This is a genomic window from Roseateles chitinivorans, from assembly GCF_050632235.1.
Lineage (GTDB): Bacteria > Pseudomonadota > Gammaproteobacteria > Burkholderiales > Burkholderiaceae_C > Roseateles > Roseateles chitinivorans_A.
In genome coordinates this window covers 2,578,816-2,594,089 of record NZ_CP192584.1, presented here as the reverse complement: position 1 = coordinate 2,594,089, position 15,274 = coordinate 2,578,816, and the positions used below count along the sequence as shown (strand labels likewise).

Sequence of the window (15,274 nt, the reverse complement as noted above, 5' to 3'; positions counted from 1 at the left end):
GGATCGCTCAGCCGAGCGACCCGGGGGAACGCGCGATCACAGCGCGTTCATTTCCTTCAGCAGGCGGTCCGCCTTGTCGACGACCTTCATCTGCCACAGCATGTAGCGTGCATCCAGGCAGATGCTGCGGTTCATGTGGTCGTTGAAGTCCCAGTCGGAGATCACCGCGTCCAGCGTGCCGTCGAACAGCAGCCCGACCAGTTCGCCGTTGCCGTTCAGCACCGGCGAGCCGGAGTTGCCGCCGGTCGTGTCCAGCGTCGCCAGGAAGTTCACCGGGACCGAGTCCAGCGCCTTCACGCCGTACTTGTCGAACTGGCGCGCCTTGATCGCGGCGAGCTGCTCGGCAGGCGCGTTGAACTCGCCCGTGCCGGTGTGCTTGGCCACGATGCCGCGCAGCGTCGTGAACGCCGTCCAGGTCGTGCCGTCCACGCCCGGCGTGCGGCTCTTCACCTGACCGAAGGCCACGCGCAGCGTGCTGTTCGCGTCCGGATAGACCGGCTGGCCTCGGCTGGCCTTGAAGTCGATCTCGGCCTGCATCGTCGCCGCGTAGGCCTGCTGCGTCTTGCCGGCCAGTTCCTTGTCGCGGATCTCGCGCGCCTCGTCGTCGGCGTGCAGGGCCACGGCGGCCTTGACCAGCGTGTCGGCGCTGCCTTCGAAGGCGGCGGCGTCACGCGACAGCCAGGCGGTGCGCTCGGCCTTGTCGGTCAGCTTGGTGCCCGCGTACAGCGCGTCCACGCGCGCCGTCACGGCGGCGGCGTCCATGCCGGCGCGCACGCCCAGCGCGTTCAGGAACGCGGCGTTCAGTTGGTCGGCCGGCAGGGCCAGGTATTGCGTCAGGAAGTGGCTGACCACCTTCTTCTCGGTCATCTCGTCGAAGCGACGGTCCAGCGTTTCCACGGCCTGCTTGCGGCGCAGCTGGTCGCGGTCCTGGTAGCCGGACTTGCGCTCGGCATCCGGCTTCTTGCGCTGCAGCGCCTGCTCGTACAGGTCGCTCGCGCTCTTGACCAGCGACGGCGTCGCGTAGCTCAGCAGGAACTCACGGCGCACGATGCCCTGGCGTTCCGCGATCAGGCGTTCCACCTCGACCAGCGACGGCCCATAGGCGGCGCGACGCTTGGCGTCCGCGTTCACCCAGGCCTTCATCTCGTCGAAGGCCGCCTGCTTGCGCGCGAGGATGTCGCTGCCCGCGTAGCTGGCCATCTGGCCCTGGTAGTTCTTGTAGTAGTTGTTGACGCCCGCGACCGTGTTGGCCAGCTTGATCTCGGCGTCGCGGCGGCCGGCCGTCGATTCCTTGATCAGGTCCAGCTGCTCGCCCATCGCCTTGACGCGATGCGGGAAGTCCCACGAGAACGCGAAGTCGACTTCCGTCGGCAGACGATGGCGGTTCGTGCGGCCCGGATAACCGGCCACGGCCACGAAGTCGTTCTCGTTCAGCGGCGAGCTCGCCATCTTCAGGAACTGCTGCGGCTGGAAGGGCTTGTTGTCCTTGCTGAAGTCCGCCGGCTTGCCGTCCGGACCGACATAGGCGCGGTAGAAGCTGTAGTCGCCGGTGTGGCGCGGCCACATCCAGTTGTCGGTATCGCCGCCGAACAGGCCCACGCCTTCGGCCGGCGCGTGGACCAGGCGCACGTCGCGGATCTCGAGCTGCTTGGTCAGCTGGTACATCAGGCCGCCGTAGAACGCGCCCACCGAGCAGCGGTGGCCGGCGTCCTTCTCGCACGCGGCGACCAGCGACTTCTCGTTGGCCTCGATCGCGTCGATGCGGGCCTTGCCCTGCAGCGCGGCGGTCTTCTTGTCGATGACCTTGTCGGTGACGTCGGTCAGCGCGACGGTCACCAGGATGCGGCTGCCCGGCGCGGCCGGCAGCTCGTCGGCCAGCGACGCGGCCAGGAAGCCGTTCTTCAGCAGGTCTTTCTGCGGCGTCGAGTTGTACTGGATGCTGCCGAACGCGCAATGGTGGTTGGTCACCACCAGGCCTTGCGGCGACACGAACGAGGCCGTGCAACCGCCCAGGCTCACCACCGCGCCCATCGGATAACCCAGCGGCTGCGACAGCCGGGCCGGGTCGAATTTCAGGCCCAGGGCCTTCATGTCCTTGGCCACCAGCGGCAGCTGCTGCGGCATCCACATGCCTTCATGCGCCTGGGCGCCGGCCGCGGCGTACAACGCCAGCGCGGCCCACATCAGTCGTTTCATTCGCGGGACTCCTGTCCACCTTCTGAGAAGGGGCGAACCATACACGAGGCGGCAAGGCCGGACCCGTGCCGGTCGGCACCCGGCCCCCATGCCGCATGGCGGGATAACCCGCAGCTCCACTCGGGCTCCACGACCGTGGGATGGGGAAACCCTGACTCCAAACTTACACTTCCAACCCTTCCGATCGCCGCCCGTTCCGGGCGCTCCGCCCCTTCGCCCGTCGTCCAGGAGCCCGCCATGACCCTCACGCAGCTCAGCCAGGTGAAGCGCTGGATGGTGATGCACAGCGCGCGTCACCCGGTCGAGCTGGCGGTCTGGAACGTCGTGCTGACGATCTGGATGCTGGGGTTCATGGGTGTTCCGGGCGCGTTATTGATCCGGGCATGGATCGCACTGCCGTTGTGCCTGATGGCCTGGCTGTTGCCGATGGCTTACACCGGCGGTCGACGCAGACTCCACCGATCGGGTCGCCTGCGCTGCGACTGGCTGACGGCCCTCTGACCGACAAGACGAGCCCGGCCCCGGGGTATCTCGCAGCCGGCGGAGCCGGTGCCCCTCGAAGCGAACCCTGAGCGAAGCGAAGACTGTGAGCGCCGAGGGGCACCGGCTCCGCCGGCTGCCGCTCGGTCTCCGCAGGCCCCCCGAACCGCCACCCCTGCCTTGACATCATCGTCACTTCTGACGATGATCCGCCGCATGAAGTATCCAGGCGGCAAGGGCAAGACGTACCAGCACGTCATCAACCTGATGCCTCCGCACCGGGTGTACATCGAGACGCATGTGGGGGTGGCGCGGTCCTGCGCCACAAGCTGCCGGCGGAGCGGTCGATCGCCATCGATGCCGACGAACGGGTCATCGCGCGCTGGCGCGACCTGGCCCTTCCCGGCGTCGCGCTTGTTCACGGCCGTGCCGAGGACTTCCTCGCGCGGCACGTGTTCGAGGGTGATGAGCTGGTCTATGTCGACCCGCCCTATCACCCCGAGACGCGCCGGCAGACGCGCATCTACCGGCACGAATACGGCGCGGCGGACCACGAGGCGCTGCTCGCGCAGCTCGCGGCGCTGCCGTGCCGGGTGATCGTGTCGGGCTACGCGCATCCGACGTACGACGCCCTCCTGCGGGGGTGGCGCACGGCGGAGTTCCGCGCGAAGACCCACACCGACGTGCGTACGGAGACCCTGTGGTTCAACTTCGAACCGCCCGAGATGCTTCACGACAGCCGGCACCGCGGAGCCACCTTCCGCGAGCGCCAGACCCACAAGCGGCGTCTCGAACGCCTTCAAGAGCGTGTCCATGCCATGGATCCGGTCGAGCGCGCCGCGTTCGCCCAATGGCTGAACACCACCTATCCAGCCGCCCAGAGAGGCGGCGCTCCCCTTCTCCCATGACCCAGATCGTTGCCCTCGTCTCCCGCCACGGCTCCCTCCAAAGAGAACTTCCCGATCCCCACCATCTCCTGCTGACCGGCGTGCGCTGGGGCGCCGTCGAGGAGTTCCCCACCCCGGCCTACTGGACGCAGCAGGCGCTGGCCCGTCGCCTGGATCGTCCCGGCGCGGCACTGCCCGTGGCGTCGGGCCGCTCGCTGGCCGAGGAGGTCGGCGCGTCGCTGCTGGGCGGGCCCGGCATCCCGGCCGCCGTGGGCCTCGCGGCGTTCGCGCGCGTCCGCGAGCGCGGCGCCTTCGTGCAGCCGGGCGTCTGCGAGCTCACGCTCACCGCATGGCTCAGCGAGCCGCTGGAGGTCGAAGGCAAGGTCCTGGGTTTCCGCTTCGCGGCACAGAAGGCGAAGCACCTCGCGGCGGTGATGCCGGCGCTGCTCTCGGCGCCGGACTTCGAGGCCGGGCAGGACGTGCGCAACTGGCTGATGGAACTTCCCGGCGTCGGGCCGAAATCGGCGTCCGCGATCGTGCGCGGCTGGTTGGCGTCCGAGGACGTCGCGCTGCTCGACGTGCACCTGCTGCGCGTCGGCCAGGTGATCGGACTGTTCTCACGCAAGCTGACGGTGGAGCGGCACTACCTCGAGGCCGAGGCGCGCCTGCTCAAGCTGTGCGCGGCGATGGACGTGCGGCCGTCCGAACTGGAAGCGGTCGTCGCGGCGGAGATGATCCGCTCGCCGGAAACGGCGCGCTTCCTGGTCGATCACCTGAAGGCGACCGAGCCCGGCGCGAGAACGACGGCGGCCTCCTCCGCCTCGTCCAAGACCCGCGGGATGCGCGAGCCGGAGCAGATCTCGCTGGTGTTCACGGCGTGACGCCGAGACCTAGTTGGCCAGCCTGAACCTCGCCACCACCTGACTCAGCCGCGCGGCCTGCTCCTTCAGCGCCTCGGCCGCGGCGGCGGATTCCTCGACCAGCGCGGCGTTCTGCTGCGTCATGCTGTCGAGCTGGGTCACGGCCGCGTTGACCTCCGACAGGCTCTGCGTCTGCCCACCGGTGGCGTCGGCGATCTCGCGGATCAGCTGGCTGACCTGCTTCACCGCGTCGACCACCTGCGTCATCGTCGTGCCCGCGTCGCCGACGGCGCGTGAACCGGTCTCGACCTGCTCGACCGAATCCGCGATCAGGGTCTTGATCTCCCGCGCCGCCTGCGCGCTGCGCTGCGCGAGGCCGCGCACCTCGGAGGCCACCACGGCGAAGCCACGCCCCTGCTCGCCCGCGCGGGCCGCCTCGACCGCGGCATTGAGCGCGAGGATGTTGGTCTGGAAGGCGATGCCGTCGATCACGCCGATGATGTCGGCGATGCGCCGCGACGACTGCTGGATGCCCGCCATCGTCGAGACGACGCGGCCGACCATGTCCCCGCCACGGCTGGCCACGCCGGCCGCGTCCTGTGCGATGCGGCTGGCCTCGTCGGCGCTGGTGGCGCTCTGACGCGCGGCGTCGGTCAACTGGTGCATCGCCGCGGAGGTCTGCTCCAGACTGGACGCGGCCTCCTCGGTGCGGCTGGACAGGTCGCTGCTGCCGGTGGCGACCTCGCGGCTGGATTCGGCGATCTGATCGGCGCTGGAGCGGACCGTCGACACCGACGCGTGCAGCGCGTCGCGCATCTTGCCCAGCGCCCGCAGCAGGTCGCCGAGTTCGTCCCGGCGGGAGGCTGCGGCAATGTCGCGCAGGTCGCCGTCGGCGATGCGGTCGGCCGTCTCGGACGCCGCGCGCAAGGGCTGCGTCAGCGAGCGCGTCAGCAGCCAGCCGACCACCGCGCCCAACGCCATCGCCGCGACGACCAGGGTCCAGATCGCAGTCAGCACGACGCGATAGTCGGCGCGCGCCTGCTGGTGCGCGTCGTCCGCGCCCTCGGCGTTGATCTTCACGAGCTCCGATTGCCGCTGGGTCGCGCCCCGGAACGCGTTGCGCGAATCGCCCCGCAGCAAGGTCACGGCCTCGTCCCGCTGTCCGGCGCCGAGCGCCGCCACGTAGCGCTCCTGGACCGCGCGGTAGGCCTTCACCTGCCGTCCCAGTTCCTCGAAGACCTGTCGCTCCTTGTCGCTCGCGATGAGCTTCTCGTAGGTCGACAGCAGCCCGGGCAGCACGCCCCACTGCTCGGTCAGCCGCGCCGCCTCGTCCGCGACCGCCTTCGCATCGCCGCCGACCAGCATCTGCAGCTCCGCGCGACGCATCTGGTTCATCGAGTCGCTGATGGTGCCGAGCAGACGCGTGCTCGGCAGCCAGTTGATGGCCAGGTCGTCGACCTTGGCCTGGACCTGCGCCACGCGGCTCGCCGAGAAGGCGCCCATCGCCAGCATCAGCAGCAACAGCAACGCGAAGCCCAGACCGAGCCTCACGCCCACCTTCAAGTCGGACAGCATTCCCATGTGATCCTCCTGTCGGCGCCGGTTGTGGCGTCGTCCTCGCAAGCTAGCACCAGTCCGCGGGCCTGCACAGCCCCGGTGGAAGGGGCAGCGCGGACCGCGATCAAGGGGAAGCCCCGGTGGGAGCCCGTCCGCGGGATCCGGTTCGGGGGTGCTCGCGGGACCGCCCGGGAGATCGGGAAGATCTGGACGGACACCCGCCGGAACGCGCAGCCAATAGCGTCGACGCGTCGCCCGCTCGCAGTCGTTGAGCGGGACGGAACGGCGATCGCTGCGCCAGCGCCATGCGCCGCAGTCGACGGTGTTGAGCAGCAGCACCCCGGCGGCGACGTAGCGCGCCACGACATCCGGCTTCGGATGGCCGAAGCGGTTCAGGTAGCCCGACTGGACCGCCGCCACCCGGGGCGACACCGCCCGCACGAATGCCGCCGTCGACGAGGTCCGGCTGCCGTGATGCGGCACCACGAGGACCTCGGACCGCAGGCCGTCTTCGCCGTCCTCGCGCACCAGACGCGCCTCCTGCGGCGCCTCGATGTCGCCGGTCAGCAGCACGCGGCGGCCGGCGGCCTCGATGCGCAGCACGCACGAGGTGGCGTTGCGCCTGGCCTCCTTGCGGGTCCTGCGGGTCTCGCCTTCCTCCACCGGCGACAGCACTTCGAAGCGTACGCCGTCCCAGGTCCAGCGCTGACCGCGCCAGCAACCCTCCCCGCCCGGCACGGCACCGAGCCGGCGTGCCACCGGCATCGCCGCGAGGATGCTCGCCGCGCCGCCGAGGTGGTCCTGGTCCGCATGGCTGACCATCAGCAGGTCCAGCCGCCGCTCACCAAGCCCCCACAGCAGCGGCAGCAGCACCCGTTGCCCGGCATCGGACCCGGGCCCCCACGACGGCCCGGCATCGAAGACCATCGCGTGGCTCGCCGTCCGCAGGATCGCCGCCCCGCCCTGGCCGACATCGGGCACCCAGAGTTCCAGGTGGCCAGGCGCGGGGCGCTCGGTCACCGGCCAGAACATCGGCACGCACAGCGCGAGTCCGCCCAGCCGCAGGCGCCACGGCCACGGCATCGCCAGCACGGCGCCGCCGATCAGTCCCAACGCCTGCGCGCCCGCCGTCGGCCACGGCAGGTGCCAGACCGCCAGCGGCAGGACGCGCAGCGCCTCCAGCATCGCGTTCATCAGCGCGACGCACCACGCGCCGAGCGTCCACAACGGCGGGCACAGGATGCCGAGCATCGCCAGCGGCGTGATCACGTAGGACACTAGCGGAATGGCGAAGGCGTTCGCCACCAGGCCCACGATCGACAGCTGCTGGAACAGCAGCAGCGTCAGCGGCGCCAGACCGAGCGTCACCACCCACTGCGTGTGCCAGGCGTTGCGCAACGCGCCGCGCCAGCCGGGATCGGCGCGGTGGTCCGCGGCCATCAGCAGCGCGACGGCGCAGAACGACAGCCAAAAGCCGGCCTGCGTGAGCGCCCACGGGTCCGCAGCGCATACGCCGGCCGCGGCGGCGCACAGGCTCGTCGGCCAGGGCCAGCGCGCGCCGGCCTGACGCAGGAGCGCGAGGATCGCCAGCAGCCCGACCGTGCGCTGCGACGGCACGCCCCAGCCGGAGAACAGCGCGTAGAGCCCGGCCGAGACCACGCCGATCCACATCGCCGCGCGCGGCGCGGGCCACCACAGGCACAGTCGCGCGCTGCGCCGCCAGACCCAGCCGGCGGCAGCGCCGGCGAGCCACGCGAACATCGTCACGTGCAGCCCGCTCACGCTGAGCAGATGGGACACGCCGGCATCGCGGTACAGCCCCCAGTCGGCCGCATTCACCGCACCTTGATCCCCCAGGCTCAGCGCGGCCAGCACGCCGGCGCCGCGGCGGTCGCGCCGCTCGCCCAGCTGGCGGTCGATCGCGTCGCGCATCGTCTGCCGCAACGCGTCGACGCTGAAGCCGCCCGCTTCCAGCCGCTGCTGACCCTTGCTGCGACAGCTGCCGGCGGCGGGCAGGTCCTGGTCGAGCATCCACAGCGCCTGGTCGAAGCCGTGCGGATTCATCAGGCCGTGTGGACGGCGCATCTTGACGTCGAGCCGCCAGCGCTCGCCGGCGCGCGGCGGGACCGGCATCTGATAACAGGACAGCAGCACGCGCGGCGGCGCACCGGCGCCGACCGCGGTCGGCTCGACCTCGAGGATGAAGCGCCATCCCTCCATCCCGCCGATGCCGTCGGTGCGCTGGGGCAGACTGTCGATGCGCCCGCTGAGCGTCATGACCTGACCCTCGCGATCGACGGGCGGCACCTCGGCCATGCGGGCGCCGGCCCGGGCGGCGGTGAGTCCCGACCCGGCGATCGCCGCGAGCATGGTCCAGGCCAGCCAATGGCGACCCCAACGCGCAAGCGTCAGCGCCATCGGCAGTCCCGTCGGCAGCGCGATCGGCAACGCCATCGTGGTCGCCAGCGCCACGGCGATGGCGGCCCAGGCCCGCCAGACGGCGGGACCGGGCAGTTCCGGCAGGACATGGACCAGCCCCATGCCGAGCAGGGCTGCCAGCGGGACGAGTGTCCAGCGCCATGCCGGGGTGTAGGATTCCCGGCGATTTTTTCCACTTCCGCGCAGATCCTCATGACCACTTCCGTCTACGACCGCCTGACCCAGCTCGGCATCGAACTTCCGCCGGTGGCGGCGCCGGCCGCGGCCTACGTGCCGTTCGTCCGCACCGGCAACCTCGTGTTCCTGTCCGGTCATATCGCGAAGAAGGACGGCAAGCCCTGGGTGGGCCAGCTGGGCAAGGACACCGACACCAAGACCGGCCAGCAGGCCGCGCGGGCGATCGCGATCGACCTGCTGGGCACGCTGCACGCGGCGGTCGGCGACCTGAACAAGGTCACACGCGTCGTGAAGCTGATGAGCCTGGTCAACAGCACCGGCGACTTCACCGAGCAGCACCTGGTGACCAACGGCGCGTCCGAGCTGATCGGCGAGGTCTTCGGCGCCGAGAAGGGCGCGCATGCGCGCAGCGCCTTCGGCGTGGCGCAGATCCCGCTCGGTGCCTGCGTCGAGATCGAGCTGATCGCCGAGATCGCCGACTGATGCGAGCGCTGACCGCCTCGCGCGTGCTGGCCTTCAGCGCGCTGGTCTCGCTCGCCGCCGTGGCGGCGGCCCTGGTGGCGCAGTACCAGTTCGGCGTCAAGCCGTGCCCCTGGTGCGTGATGCAGCGGGGGATCTTCCTGCTGATCGCAGTGGTGAGCGCCCTGGGTTGGGTGCTGCACCGCGTCGGTGCCGTGCGCGTGGTGGCGCTGCTGCTGTCGGGCGCATTGGGCGTGGCCGGGCTGTTCGCCGCCGGTTACCAGCATGAGGTCGCCTCCAAGCTGGCCAGCTGCGACATGACCTTCGCGGACCGCGTGCTGACGGCGCTGAAGCTGGAAGATCGGATCCCGAGCATCTTCATGGTCACGGCCAACTGCAGTGAAGCGTCCGCGTATTCGCTGCTCGGTCTGCCCTACGAGATCTGGAGCGGCGCCCTGTTCACCCTGATCGCGCTGCTGTGTCTGCTGACGCTCAAGCGCGGAGCGGTGCATCGTCGGTGAGACCGGGCGGATGCGTCGTTGAGATGCATCAACAACGACGCAAGACGTCCAAAGCAACGGGGTCCCGATCGGGACCCCGTTTTCCTTGGCCGGGCGCGGTGGCTACAGCTGCTTCAGCGCCTGGGCACGCACCTTGCGCGCCAGCACGACGAAGCGCTCGAATCGCTGATTCGCCGCCGTCTCCAGGCCGGCCGCGCCGTTGGCGTCGACGTAGCCCTGCAGCATGGTGTCGTAGGCCTTGCTGATCGCGGCGGCGAACGCCTCTTCGATGCTCTGCAATTCTGTCGGATTGGCCATTTGCGTCTCTTCCTGGTTGAACGGGTCGCGCAGTCTAGTCGCGGTGGCGCTCGCCCGACCGGGGCGCTACGCTCCGGCATTCGTGACGACTGGAGTGGTGGAATGAAACGAGTCACCGGCATCGGCGGCATCTTCTTCAACGCCAAGGACCCGGCGGCCCTGCGCGACTGGTACAGGACCCATCTCGGTGTCGACGTACAGGCGTGGGGCGGCGCCGCCTTCACCTGGACGGATGACGCGGGCCAGCCCACGGGCGGCTCGACGATCTGGTCCATCGGCGCGGCCGAGGGCGGCGACGGCTTCGGGCCGAACAAGGCGCCCTTCATGATCAATTACCGCGTGGCGGATCTCACCGCGCTGCTGAAGGCGCTGCGCGACGAAGGCTGCAACGTCCTGGAGAAGAGCGACGACTCCGAGTACGGGAAGTTCGGCTGGGTCATCGATCCGGAGGGCAACAAGGTCGAGCTGTGGGAGCCGCCGGCGGGGCAGTGAGAAGAGACGGCCTTTGACGCCGACTCTTCGGTCAACGCTCAGAAGTTCAGTTGCCCGGGTCGGATGCCCAATGCATTCGCAATCCGCTCCCGCGACGAGCGTCGTGGACGTCCGCTCGCCTCCAGCTGTGCATACGCCCCCTGTGTAATTCCGAGCCGATCCGCGACCACCTGCTGCGTCAGTCCCAGGTGCGTGCGCCATGCTTTGGCGCCGGTCATGTTCTCGTTGAACACAAGCTGCGCAACGGCGTCGGGAATCAGGTCGCCCACAGCCTCAAAGTGCCGCACGAACTCGTCATAGGGAAGCACGACGAATGCGGGCATTCCATCGGCGCCGAGGATGGTCTGGAAATCAATACGTTTGTTCATCGCGCTTCTTCACTTCCTCGATGGAGACGATCCGGACCTCGGCCGCGAAATCGAAGAACACACGGTAGTCCCCGACTCGCAGCCGATAGGCATACGGATGGTTCATCAGTCGTTTGACGTTGCGGGCAGCCTTGAGGTCCGCCAGCTCGATGACGACGGCACCGGCTATCGCCTTCACCGCCTCGCGTGGCAACTTCAACATCTGACGCATCGCCTTCTCTGTCCAATTGATGCGATTCATGGAATGCTATACGTTTCGATTAGTTTTTTCGAGGCTAATCCGATGTTCGTAGAGCAGCGTTGATATCCATCAACATTGGATTTCAGCTCCCTCTCCTGCGGGAGCCGATGGGGGATACGGCGTGTTGCGAAGACGCTGACAGGTGGCGGCGAGCGCTGGTCACCTCCCCGTCACACCCTCCCGGCAGCATCGCGGGCTTCGCCCTTTTGATCTCTCCGGGAGACCCGCATGGACCGCCGCCGCTTCCTCCACGCCAGCACGCTTCTCGGAGGTGCTTCGCTCCTGACCTTGCCCGGCGCGCGGGCGCAGGCGCCCGCGATCATCACCCGCGACGCGATGCGGCCGCAGATGCCGCATGGCATCCAGTCCGGCGATCCGGTCGCCGACGGCGCCATCGTCTGGACCCGCGGCGACCGGCCGAGCCGGCTGTGGCTCGAGTGGTCCACCACCGCCAGCTTCGCCAACCTGCAGCGCGTGCGCGGACCGCATCTGCTCGAGGACTCCGACTTCACCGGCCGGGTCGACCTGCGCGGCCTGCCCGCCGGCCAGGAGATCTTCTATCGCGTCGTCCTGCAGGACCTGCACAACGAACGCGTCATGTCCGAACCCGTCGCCGGACACCTGCGCCTGCCAGCGACCTTCGGCGCCAAGGGCCTGCGCGACGTCCGCTTCGCCTGGAGCGGCGACACCTGCGGCCAGGGCTGGGGCATCAACGAACAATGGGGCGGCATGAAGATCTATGAGCAGATCCGCCGCATCAACCCCGACTTCTTCCTCCACAGCGGCGACACCATCTACGCCGACAGCCCCATTCCCGCCGAGATCAAGCTCGCCGACGGATCGCTTTGGCGCAACGTCGTCACCGAGCAGACCAGCAAGGTCGCCGAGACGCTCGACGAGTACCGCGGCCGCTACCGCTACAACCTGATGGACGCCAACGTCCGCCGCATGTCGGCCGACGTGCCCCAGATCTGGCAGTGGGACGACCACGAGGTCACCAACAACTACTCCGACAGCAAGGACCTCTCCGGCGACGCCCGCTACACCGAGAAGAACATCCCGCTGCTCGTCGCCCGCGCCACCAAGGCCTTCCAGGAATACGCGCCGATGCGCCGCTTCGGCGACGCCGAGGGCGAACGCATCTACCGCCACCTGCCGCAGGGGCCGCTGCTCGACGTCTTCGTCGTCGACATGCGCAGCTACCGCGGGCCCAATAGCGCCAACCTCCAGACCGAGGAGAACGCCGACAGCGCCTTCATGGGCCGTCCGCAGATCGCGTGGCTGCTCGACGGGCTGAAGCGCTCGAAGGCCGTCTGGAAGGTCATCGCCGCCGACATGCCGATCGGCCTGCACGTCAACGACGGCAAGGATGCCGAGGGCCGTGACAAGTGGGAGGCCATCGCCAACGGTGACGACGGCGCGCCGCGCGGCCGTGAGCTCGAGATCGCACGCCTGCTCAGCGAGATCAAGCGTCACCGGTTGCACAACATCGTCTGGCTCACCGCCGACGTGCACTACACCGCCGCGCACTACTTCGATCCCGCCAAGGCGAAGCACACGGACTTCCTCCCCTTCTGGGAGTTCGTCTCCGGCCCGTTGCACGCCGGCGGCTTCGGCCCCAACAAGGCCGACGGCACCTTCGGCATGCAGGTCGCGTACCAGAAGGGGCCGGGCATTGCCAACGCCGCGCCGGCGCCCGACACGCAGTTCTTCGGCCAGGTCGACATCGACGCCAAGACCCGCGCGATGACGGTCACGCTGAAGGATCTGGAAGGCTCGACCCTCTACAAGAAGACCCTGGAACCCCAGCGCGCCTGACCTCACCCGCAGTCCTCGGTCGCAAAACCGAGGAAGTACGGGGATGGTGGGGGACGGGAGGTCGAGGGGTTTCGGCGCTTGCCGCCGGGGCCCCTTGACCTCGCGGCCAACGCTGCGATCTCAGCAGGCAGACAACCTCAAGCCCGCTCCATCGCCCGCAGCACGCCCTGCATCGGCGGCAACTGCGCCACCATCGACACCAGGTCGCGGATGCTCTCCGTCGCCGTCTTCGCCCGCACGCTCGCGATCTGCGTGCGCACGGTCGAGATGGCCACCCCGTGGCGAAGCGCGATCTCCTGCGGCTGCAGGCCTGAGCAGAGCGACTGCAGCACCTGCAGCTCCGCCGCCGTCAGCTGATGCTCTCGCGCGAAGGCCAGCATCGGCAGCTCACCGCACAGGTTGCGCTTGCCGAGCACGACCATCGCCTGCGAGGGCCGCCCCTGCCCGTCCTGCAGCGGCAGCACCGACAGCGACAGGCGTCCCGCCCCGCGCCCCAGGCAGATGAGATGCCGCAGCCCGCGCTGCACGTCGGCGAGCGCGCTGTCCCATCGCAATTGATCGTTGCGCTGCGCCGCGACCAGCTGACCATCGACGATCTGCAGCGGCGACGTCTCGTCGAGCTGCCGTCGCGCGGTGCTGTTGGCATAGAGGAGCTGGCCTTCGCCGCCGACCAGGCAGACGCCCAGGTCGATCTCCTCGAGCGCATGGCGCCACCACCGATCCGGCGCGCCACGCCGGCGCTCGGGCCCTCGATAAGACAAGAGCCGTCCCAACTCCGGGGTCCTCCCCAGCATTCCATCCATCTCAGCCTCCCTGGTGGGCGTGCGTGGAACGCGGCCCTCGACTCGCACTCGCGCACGGTCTTCTCGCCGTTGCAGGTGCTTGGGGGCCTCGGCAAGATGTTAGGAGAACGTCAGGGTCTTGCGTAGCGGAACGCGACGGACGGTGCCCCCTAGGGTTGGGGGACCCGCGGATGTCGGGTTCCGGGCCGATTTTCCGAGGACACCGGAAACGCGGAGAAACCCCTATCCATCGGAGCTATCGCCGGTCCACGTGATCCATGACGGTGCATGTCACCTCATGAAGCCGAGGTCGGTGCCGGCGAAGTTGCCGATGTTGGGCAGGACCGTGCGCAGCTCCGACGGCGGCACGCCCATCCACAGCGCCAGCGTCGAGGCGAGCTGGTCCACCGAGGTCGTGGGCAACAACCGGCCCTGGCCCACGTCGTCCGGCCCGTTGACGCTCACCGACGGCGCCGTGCCGTAGAAGCGGCCGCCCTTGACCGCGCCGCCCATCACCAGATGATGCGACCCCCAGCCGTGATCGGTGCCGTCACCGTTGCTGCTGAGCGTGCGGCCGAAGTCCGACGCGGTGAAGGTCGTGACCTGGTCGGCCATGCCCAGCTCCTGCAGCGCCGCGTCGAAGCTCGCCATCGCACCGCCGACCTGCTGCATCAGCGCCGGATGGCGCGTCGTCAGCCCGTCGTGCAGGTCGAAACCGCCCATGCCCACGAAGTAGACCTGCCGCGTCATGCCCAGCGAGGCGCGCGCGGCGATCAGGCTCGCCACCATCTTGAGCTGACGCGCCAGCGAGTCGGCCGCGAAGGCGGTCGACAGCGTCGCGCCGCCGGCCAGCGCGGTGCTCAGCGTCGTCTGCAGGTCGATCGAGCGCGCGGTCACGCGGTTGAGTTCCGATTCCATCGGATGCGTCCGGTCCTCGGTGATCAGCGAGCGCAGCAGTTTCGCGCACGAAGTCGAGCCGAACACCTGGCTCCCGATGCCGGTGATCGGCTTCTTGCCGCCGGGGCCGGTCAGGTACTGGAACGCCGCGTCGCCGGCCTGGAAGATCGCATTGCCGTAGACATTGATGCAGGTCAGCCCCGCCCGGCCGTTGCCCGACAACATAAGGTCAGCCATGCGCCCGCCCCAGCCGGTGCGCGCGCCGTCGACGTTGGACGATTGCCAGAGGCTGGACTGGTCGTTGTGGGAGAACAGCTTGGGCGGCGCCGGCACCGCGCCGGACTTGAACTGCGCCAGCGTCATCGGCGCGGTCAGCGTGCCGATGTTCAGCATCACCGCGAGCCGGCCGGCGTCGAACACCGGCTTGACCGCGGAGAGTCCCGGTGCCAACGCCATCTGGCGTCCATCCGGCAATGCCACCGTCGGCGCCAGCGCGGTCGCGGCGAGCGCATCGCGTCCGATCGCGAGCGTCGGTCGGATGGCGGTGTAGGCCTGGTGGCTGACGGCGTCGTACGGGATCACCGTGTTGCCGTGGTCGTTCCCGCCATACAGGAACACGCACACCAGCGCCTTGTAGTCGCCGCCCGTCGTCGCGGCGGCGGCGTCGCCGATCGCGGCGAGCTGCAGCGCCCACGGCGCGGCGGCGCCCACGGCGGACGCGACCGACGCGCACTTGAGGAACTCGCGACGATGCAGCGAGGACAGCTTGGACACATGAGCCACGGAAAGTCTCCGGTGAAGGT

14 protein-coding genes are annotated in these 15,274 nt (G+C 69.3%); 7 read left to right on the top strand and 7 right to left on the bottom strand.

The window, feature by feature from the left end:
• Positions 1-36: 36 nt before the first annotated feature.
• Entirely contained in the window at positions 37-2,196 is a 2,160-nt protein-coding gene (locus ACQ859_RS11770; RefSeq protein ID WP_431265938.1) for a S46 family peptidase, read from the bottom strand.
• 237 nt (positions 2,197-2,433) lie between these two features.
• Between ACQ859_RS11770 and ACQ859_RS11765 the strand changes: the two genes are divergently transcribed.
• The 3 genes from ACQ859_RS11765 (at position 2,434) to ACQ859_RS11755 (ending at position 4,444) form a co-directional block, all read left to right on the top strand.
• On the top strand, positions 2,434-2,697 hold the full coding sequence (locus ACQ859_RS11765; protein ID WP_431258381.1) for a hypothetical protein: 264 nt from the start codon (positions 2,434-2,436) through the stop codon (positions 2,695-2,697).
• 431 nt (positions 2,698-3,128) lie between these two features.
• The gene (locus ACQ859_RS11760) at positions 3,129-3,584 is read left to right on the top strand and encodes a hypothetical protein (protein ID WP_431265937.1); all 456 of its coding nucleotides are present in this window, start codon (positions 3,129-3,131) and stop codon (positions 3,582-3,584) included.
• Positions 3,581-4,444, top strand: coding sequence for a hypothetical protein (locus ACQ859_RS11755; protein ID WP_431265936.1), 864 nt, complete (start codon positions 3,581-3,583; stop codon positions 4,442-4,444). Before ACQ859_RS11760 ends, ACQ859_RS11755 begins: the two co-directional genes overlap by 4 nt.
• Positions 4,445-4,453: 9 nt before the next feature.
• Here the strand turns inward: ACQ859_RS11755 and ACQ859_RS11750 are convergent, their stop codons facing one another.
• A complete protein-coding gene (locus ACQ859_RS11750; protein WP_431265935.1) occupies positions 4,454-8,521 on the bottom strand; it encodes a DNA internalization-related competence protein ComEC/Rec2 in 4,068 nt (1,355 codons plus the stop codon).
• 90 nt (positions 8,522-8,611) lie between these two features.
• On the opposite strand from ACQ859_RS11750, the gene ACQ859_RS11745 reads away from it, so the two are divergent.
• Positions 8,612-9,079 carry a RidA family protein gene (locus tag ACQ859_RS11745; protein ID WP_431265934.1) on the top strand — a complete coding sequence of 156 codons (468 nt, stop codon included), beginning with the start codon at positions 8,612-8,614 and terminating at the stop codon, positions 9,077-9,079.
• Positions 9,079-9,576 carry a disulfide bond formation protein B gene (locus tag ACQ859_RS11740; RefSeq protein ID WP_431265933.1) on the top strand — a complete coding sequence of 166 codons (498 nt, stop codon included), beginning with the start codon at positions 9,079-9,081 and terminating at the stop codon, positions 9,574-9,576. Before ACQ859_RS11745 ends, ACQ859_RS11740 begins: the two co-directional genes overlap by 1 nt.
• Positions 9,577-9,678: 102 nt before the next feature.
• Here the strand turns inward: ACQ859_RS11740 and ACQ859_RS11735 are convergent, their stop codons facing one another.
• Entirely contained in the window at positions 9,679-9,873 is a 195-nt protein-coding gene (locus tag ACQ859_RS11735; protein WP_431265932.1) for a hypothetical protein, read from the bottom strand.
• A gap of 102 nt (positions 9,874-9,975) precedes the next feature.
• Between ACQ859_RS11735 and ACQ859_RS11730 the strand changes: the two genes are divergently transcribed.
• On the top strand, positions 9,976-10,365 hold the full coding sequence (locus ACQ859_RS11730) for a VOC family protein (RefSeq protein WP_431265931.1): 390 nt from the start codon (positions 9,976-9,978) through the stop codon (positions 10,363-10,365).
• Between the two features lie 38 nt (positions 10,366-10,403).
• On the opposite strand, the gene ACQ859_RS11725 is transcribed toward ACQ859_RS11730, so the two are convergent.
• On the bottom strand, positions 10,404-10,733 hold the full coding sequence (locus ACQ859_RS11725; RefSeq protein ID WP_431265930.1) for a helix-turn-helix domain-containing protein: 330 nt from the start codon (positions 10,731-10,733) through the stop codon (positions 10,404-10,406).
• On the bottom strand, positions 10,717-10,974 hold the full coding sequence (locus ACQ859_RS11720; RefSeq protein WP_431265929.1) for a type II toxin-antitoxin system RelE family toxin: 258 nt from the start codon (positions 10,972-10,974) through the stop codon (positions 10,717-10,719). The genes ACQ859_RS11725 and ACQ859_RS11720 overlap by 17 nt, the downstream gene beginning before the upstream one ends.
• A 228-nt stretch (positions 10,975-11,202) precedes the next feature.
• Here ACQ859_RS11720 and ACQ859_RS11715 point away from each other — a divergent pair, with 228 nt between their 5' ends.
• The gene (locus ACQ859_RS11715) at positions 11,203-12,792 is read left to right on the top strand and encodes an alkaline phosphatase D family protein (protein ID WP_431265928.1); all 1,590 of its coding nucleotides are present in this window, start codon (positions 11,203-11,205) and stop codon (positions 12,790-12,792) included.
• Between the two features lie 137 nt (positions 12,793-12,929).
• Here the strand turns inward: ACQ859_RS11715 and ACQ859_RS11710 are convergent, their stop codons facing one another.
• The gene (locus ACQ859_RS11710) at positions 12,930-13,553 is read right to left on the bottom strand and encodes a helix-turn-helix transcriptional regulator (protein WP_431265927.1); all 624 of its coding nucleotides are present in this window, start codon (positions 13,551-13,553) and stop codon (positions 12,930-12,932) included.
• 312 nt (positions 13,554-13,865) lie between these two features.
• Positions 13,866-15,254, bottom strand: coding sequence for a DUF1501 domain-containing protein (locus tag ACQ859_RS11705; protein WP_431265926.1), 1,389 nt, complete (start codon positions 15,252-15,254; stop codon positions 13,866-13,868).
• Positions 15,255-15,274 lie beyond the last annotated feature (20 nt).

Bases quoted from the DNA above. Each gene is read 5' to 3' on its own strand.
- ACQ859_RS11770 (WP_431265938.1), bottom strand. From the start codon at position 2,196: ATGAAACGACTGATGTGGGCCGCGCTGGCGTTGTACGCCGCGGCCGGC.
- ACQ859_RS11765 (WP_431258381.1), top strand. From the start codon at position 2,434: ATGACCCTCACGCAGCTCAGCCAGGTGAAGCGCTGGATGGTGATGCAC.
- ACQ859_RS11755 (WP_431265936.1), top strand. From the start codon at position 3,581: ATGACCCAGATCGTTGCCCTCGTCTCCCGCCACGGCTCCCTCCAAAGA.
- ACQ859_RS11750 (WP_431265935.1), bottom strand. From the start codon at position 8,521: ATGGGGCTGGTCCATGTCCTGCCGGAACTGCCCGGTCCCGCCGTCTGG.
- ACQ859_RS11745 (WP_431265934.1), top strand. From the start codon at position 8,612: ATGACCACTTCCGTCTACGACCGCCTGACCCAGCTCGGCATCGAACTT.
- ACQ859_RS11740 (WP_431265933.1), top strand. From the start codon at position 9,079: ATGCGAGCGCTGACCGCCTCGCGCGTGCTGGCCTTCAGCGCGCTGGTC.
- ACQ859_RS11735 (WP_431265932.1), bottom strand. From the start codon at position 9,873: ATGGCCAATCCGACAGAATTGCAGAGCATCGAAGAGGCGTTCGCCGCC.
- ACQ859_RS11730 (WP_431265931.1), top strand. From the start codon at position 9,976: ATGAAACGAGTCACCGGCATCGGCGGCATCTTCTTCAACGCCAAGGAC.
- ACQ859_RS11725 (WP_431265930.1), bottom strand. From the start codon at position 10,733: ATGAACAAACGTATTGATTTCCAGACCATCCTCGGCGCCGATGGAATG.
- ACQ859_RS11720 (WP_431265929.1), bottom strand. From the start codon at position 10,974: ATGAATCGCATCAATTGGACAGAGAAGGCGATGCGTCAGATGTTGAAG.
- ACQ859_RS11715 (WP_431265928.1), top strand. From the start codon at position 11,203: ATGGACCGCCGCCGCTTCCTCCACGCCAGCACGCTTCTCGGAGGTGCT.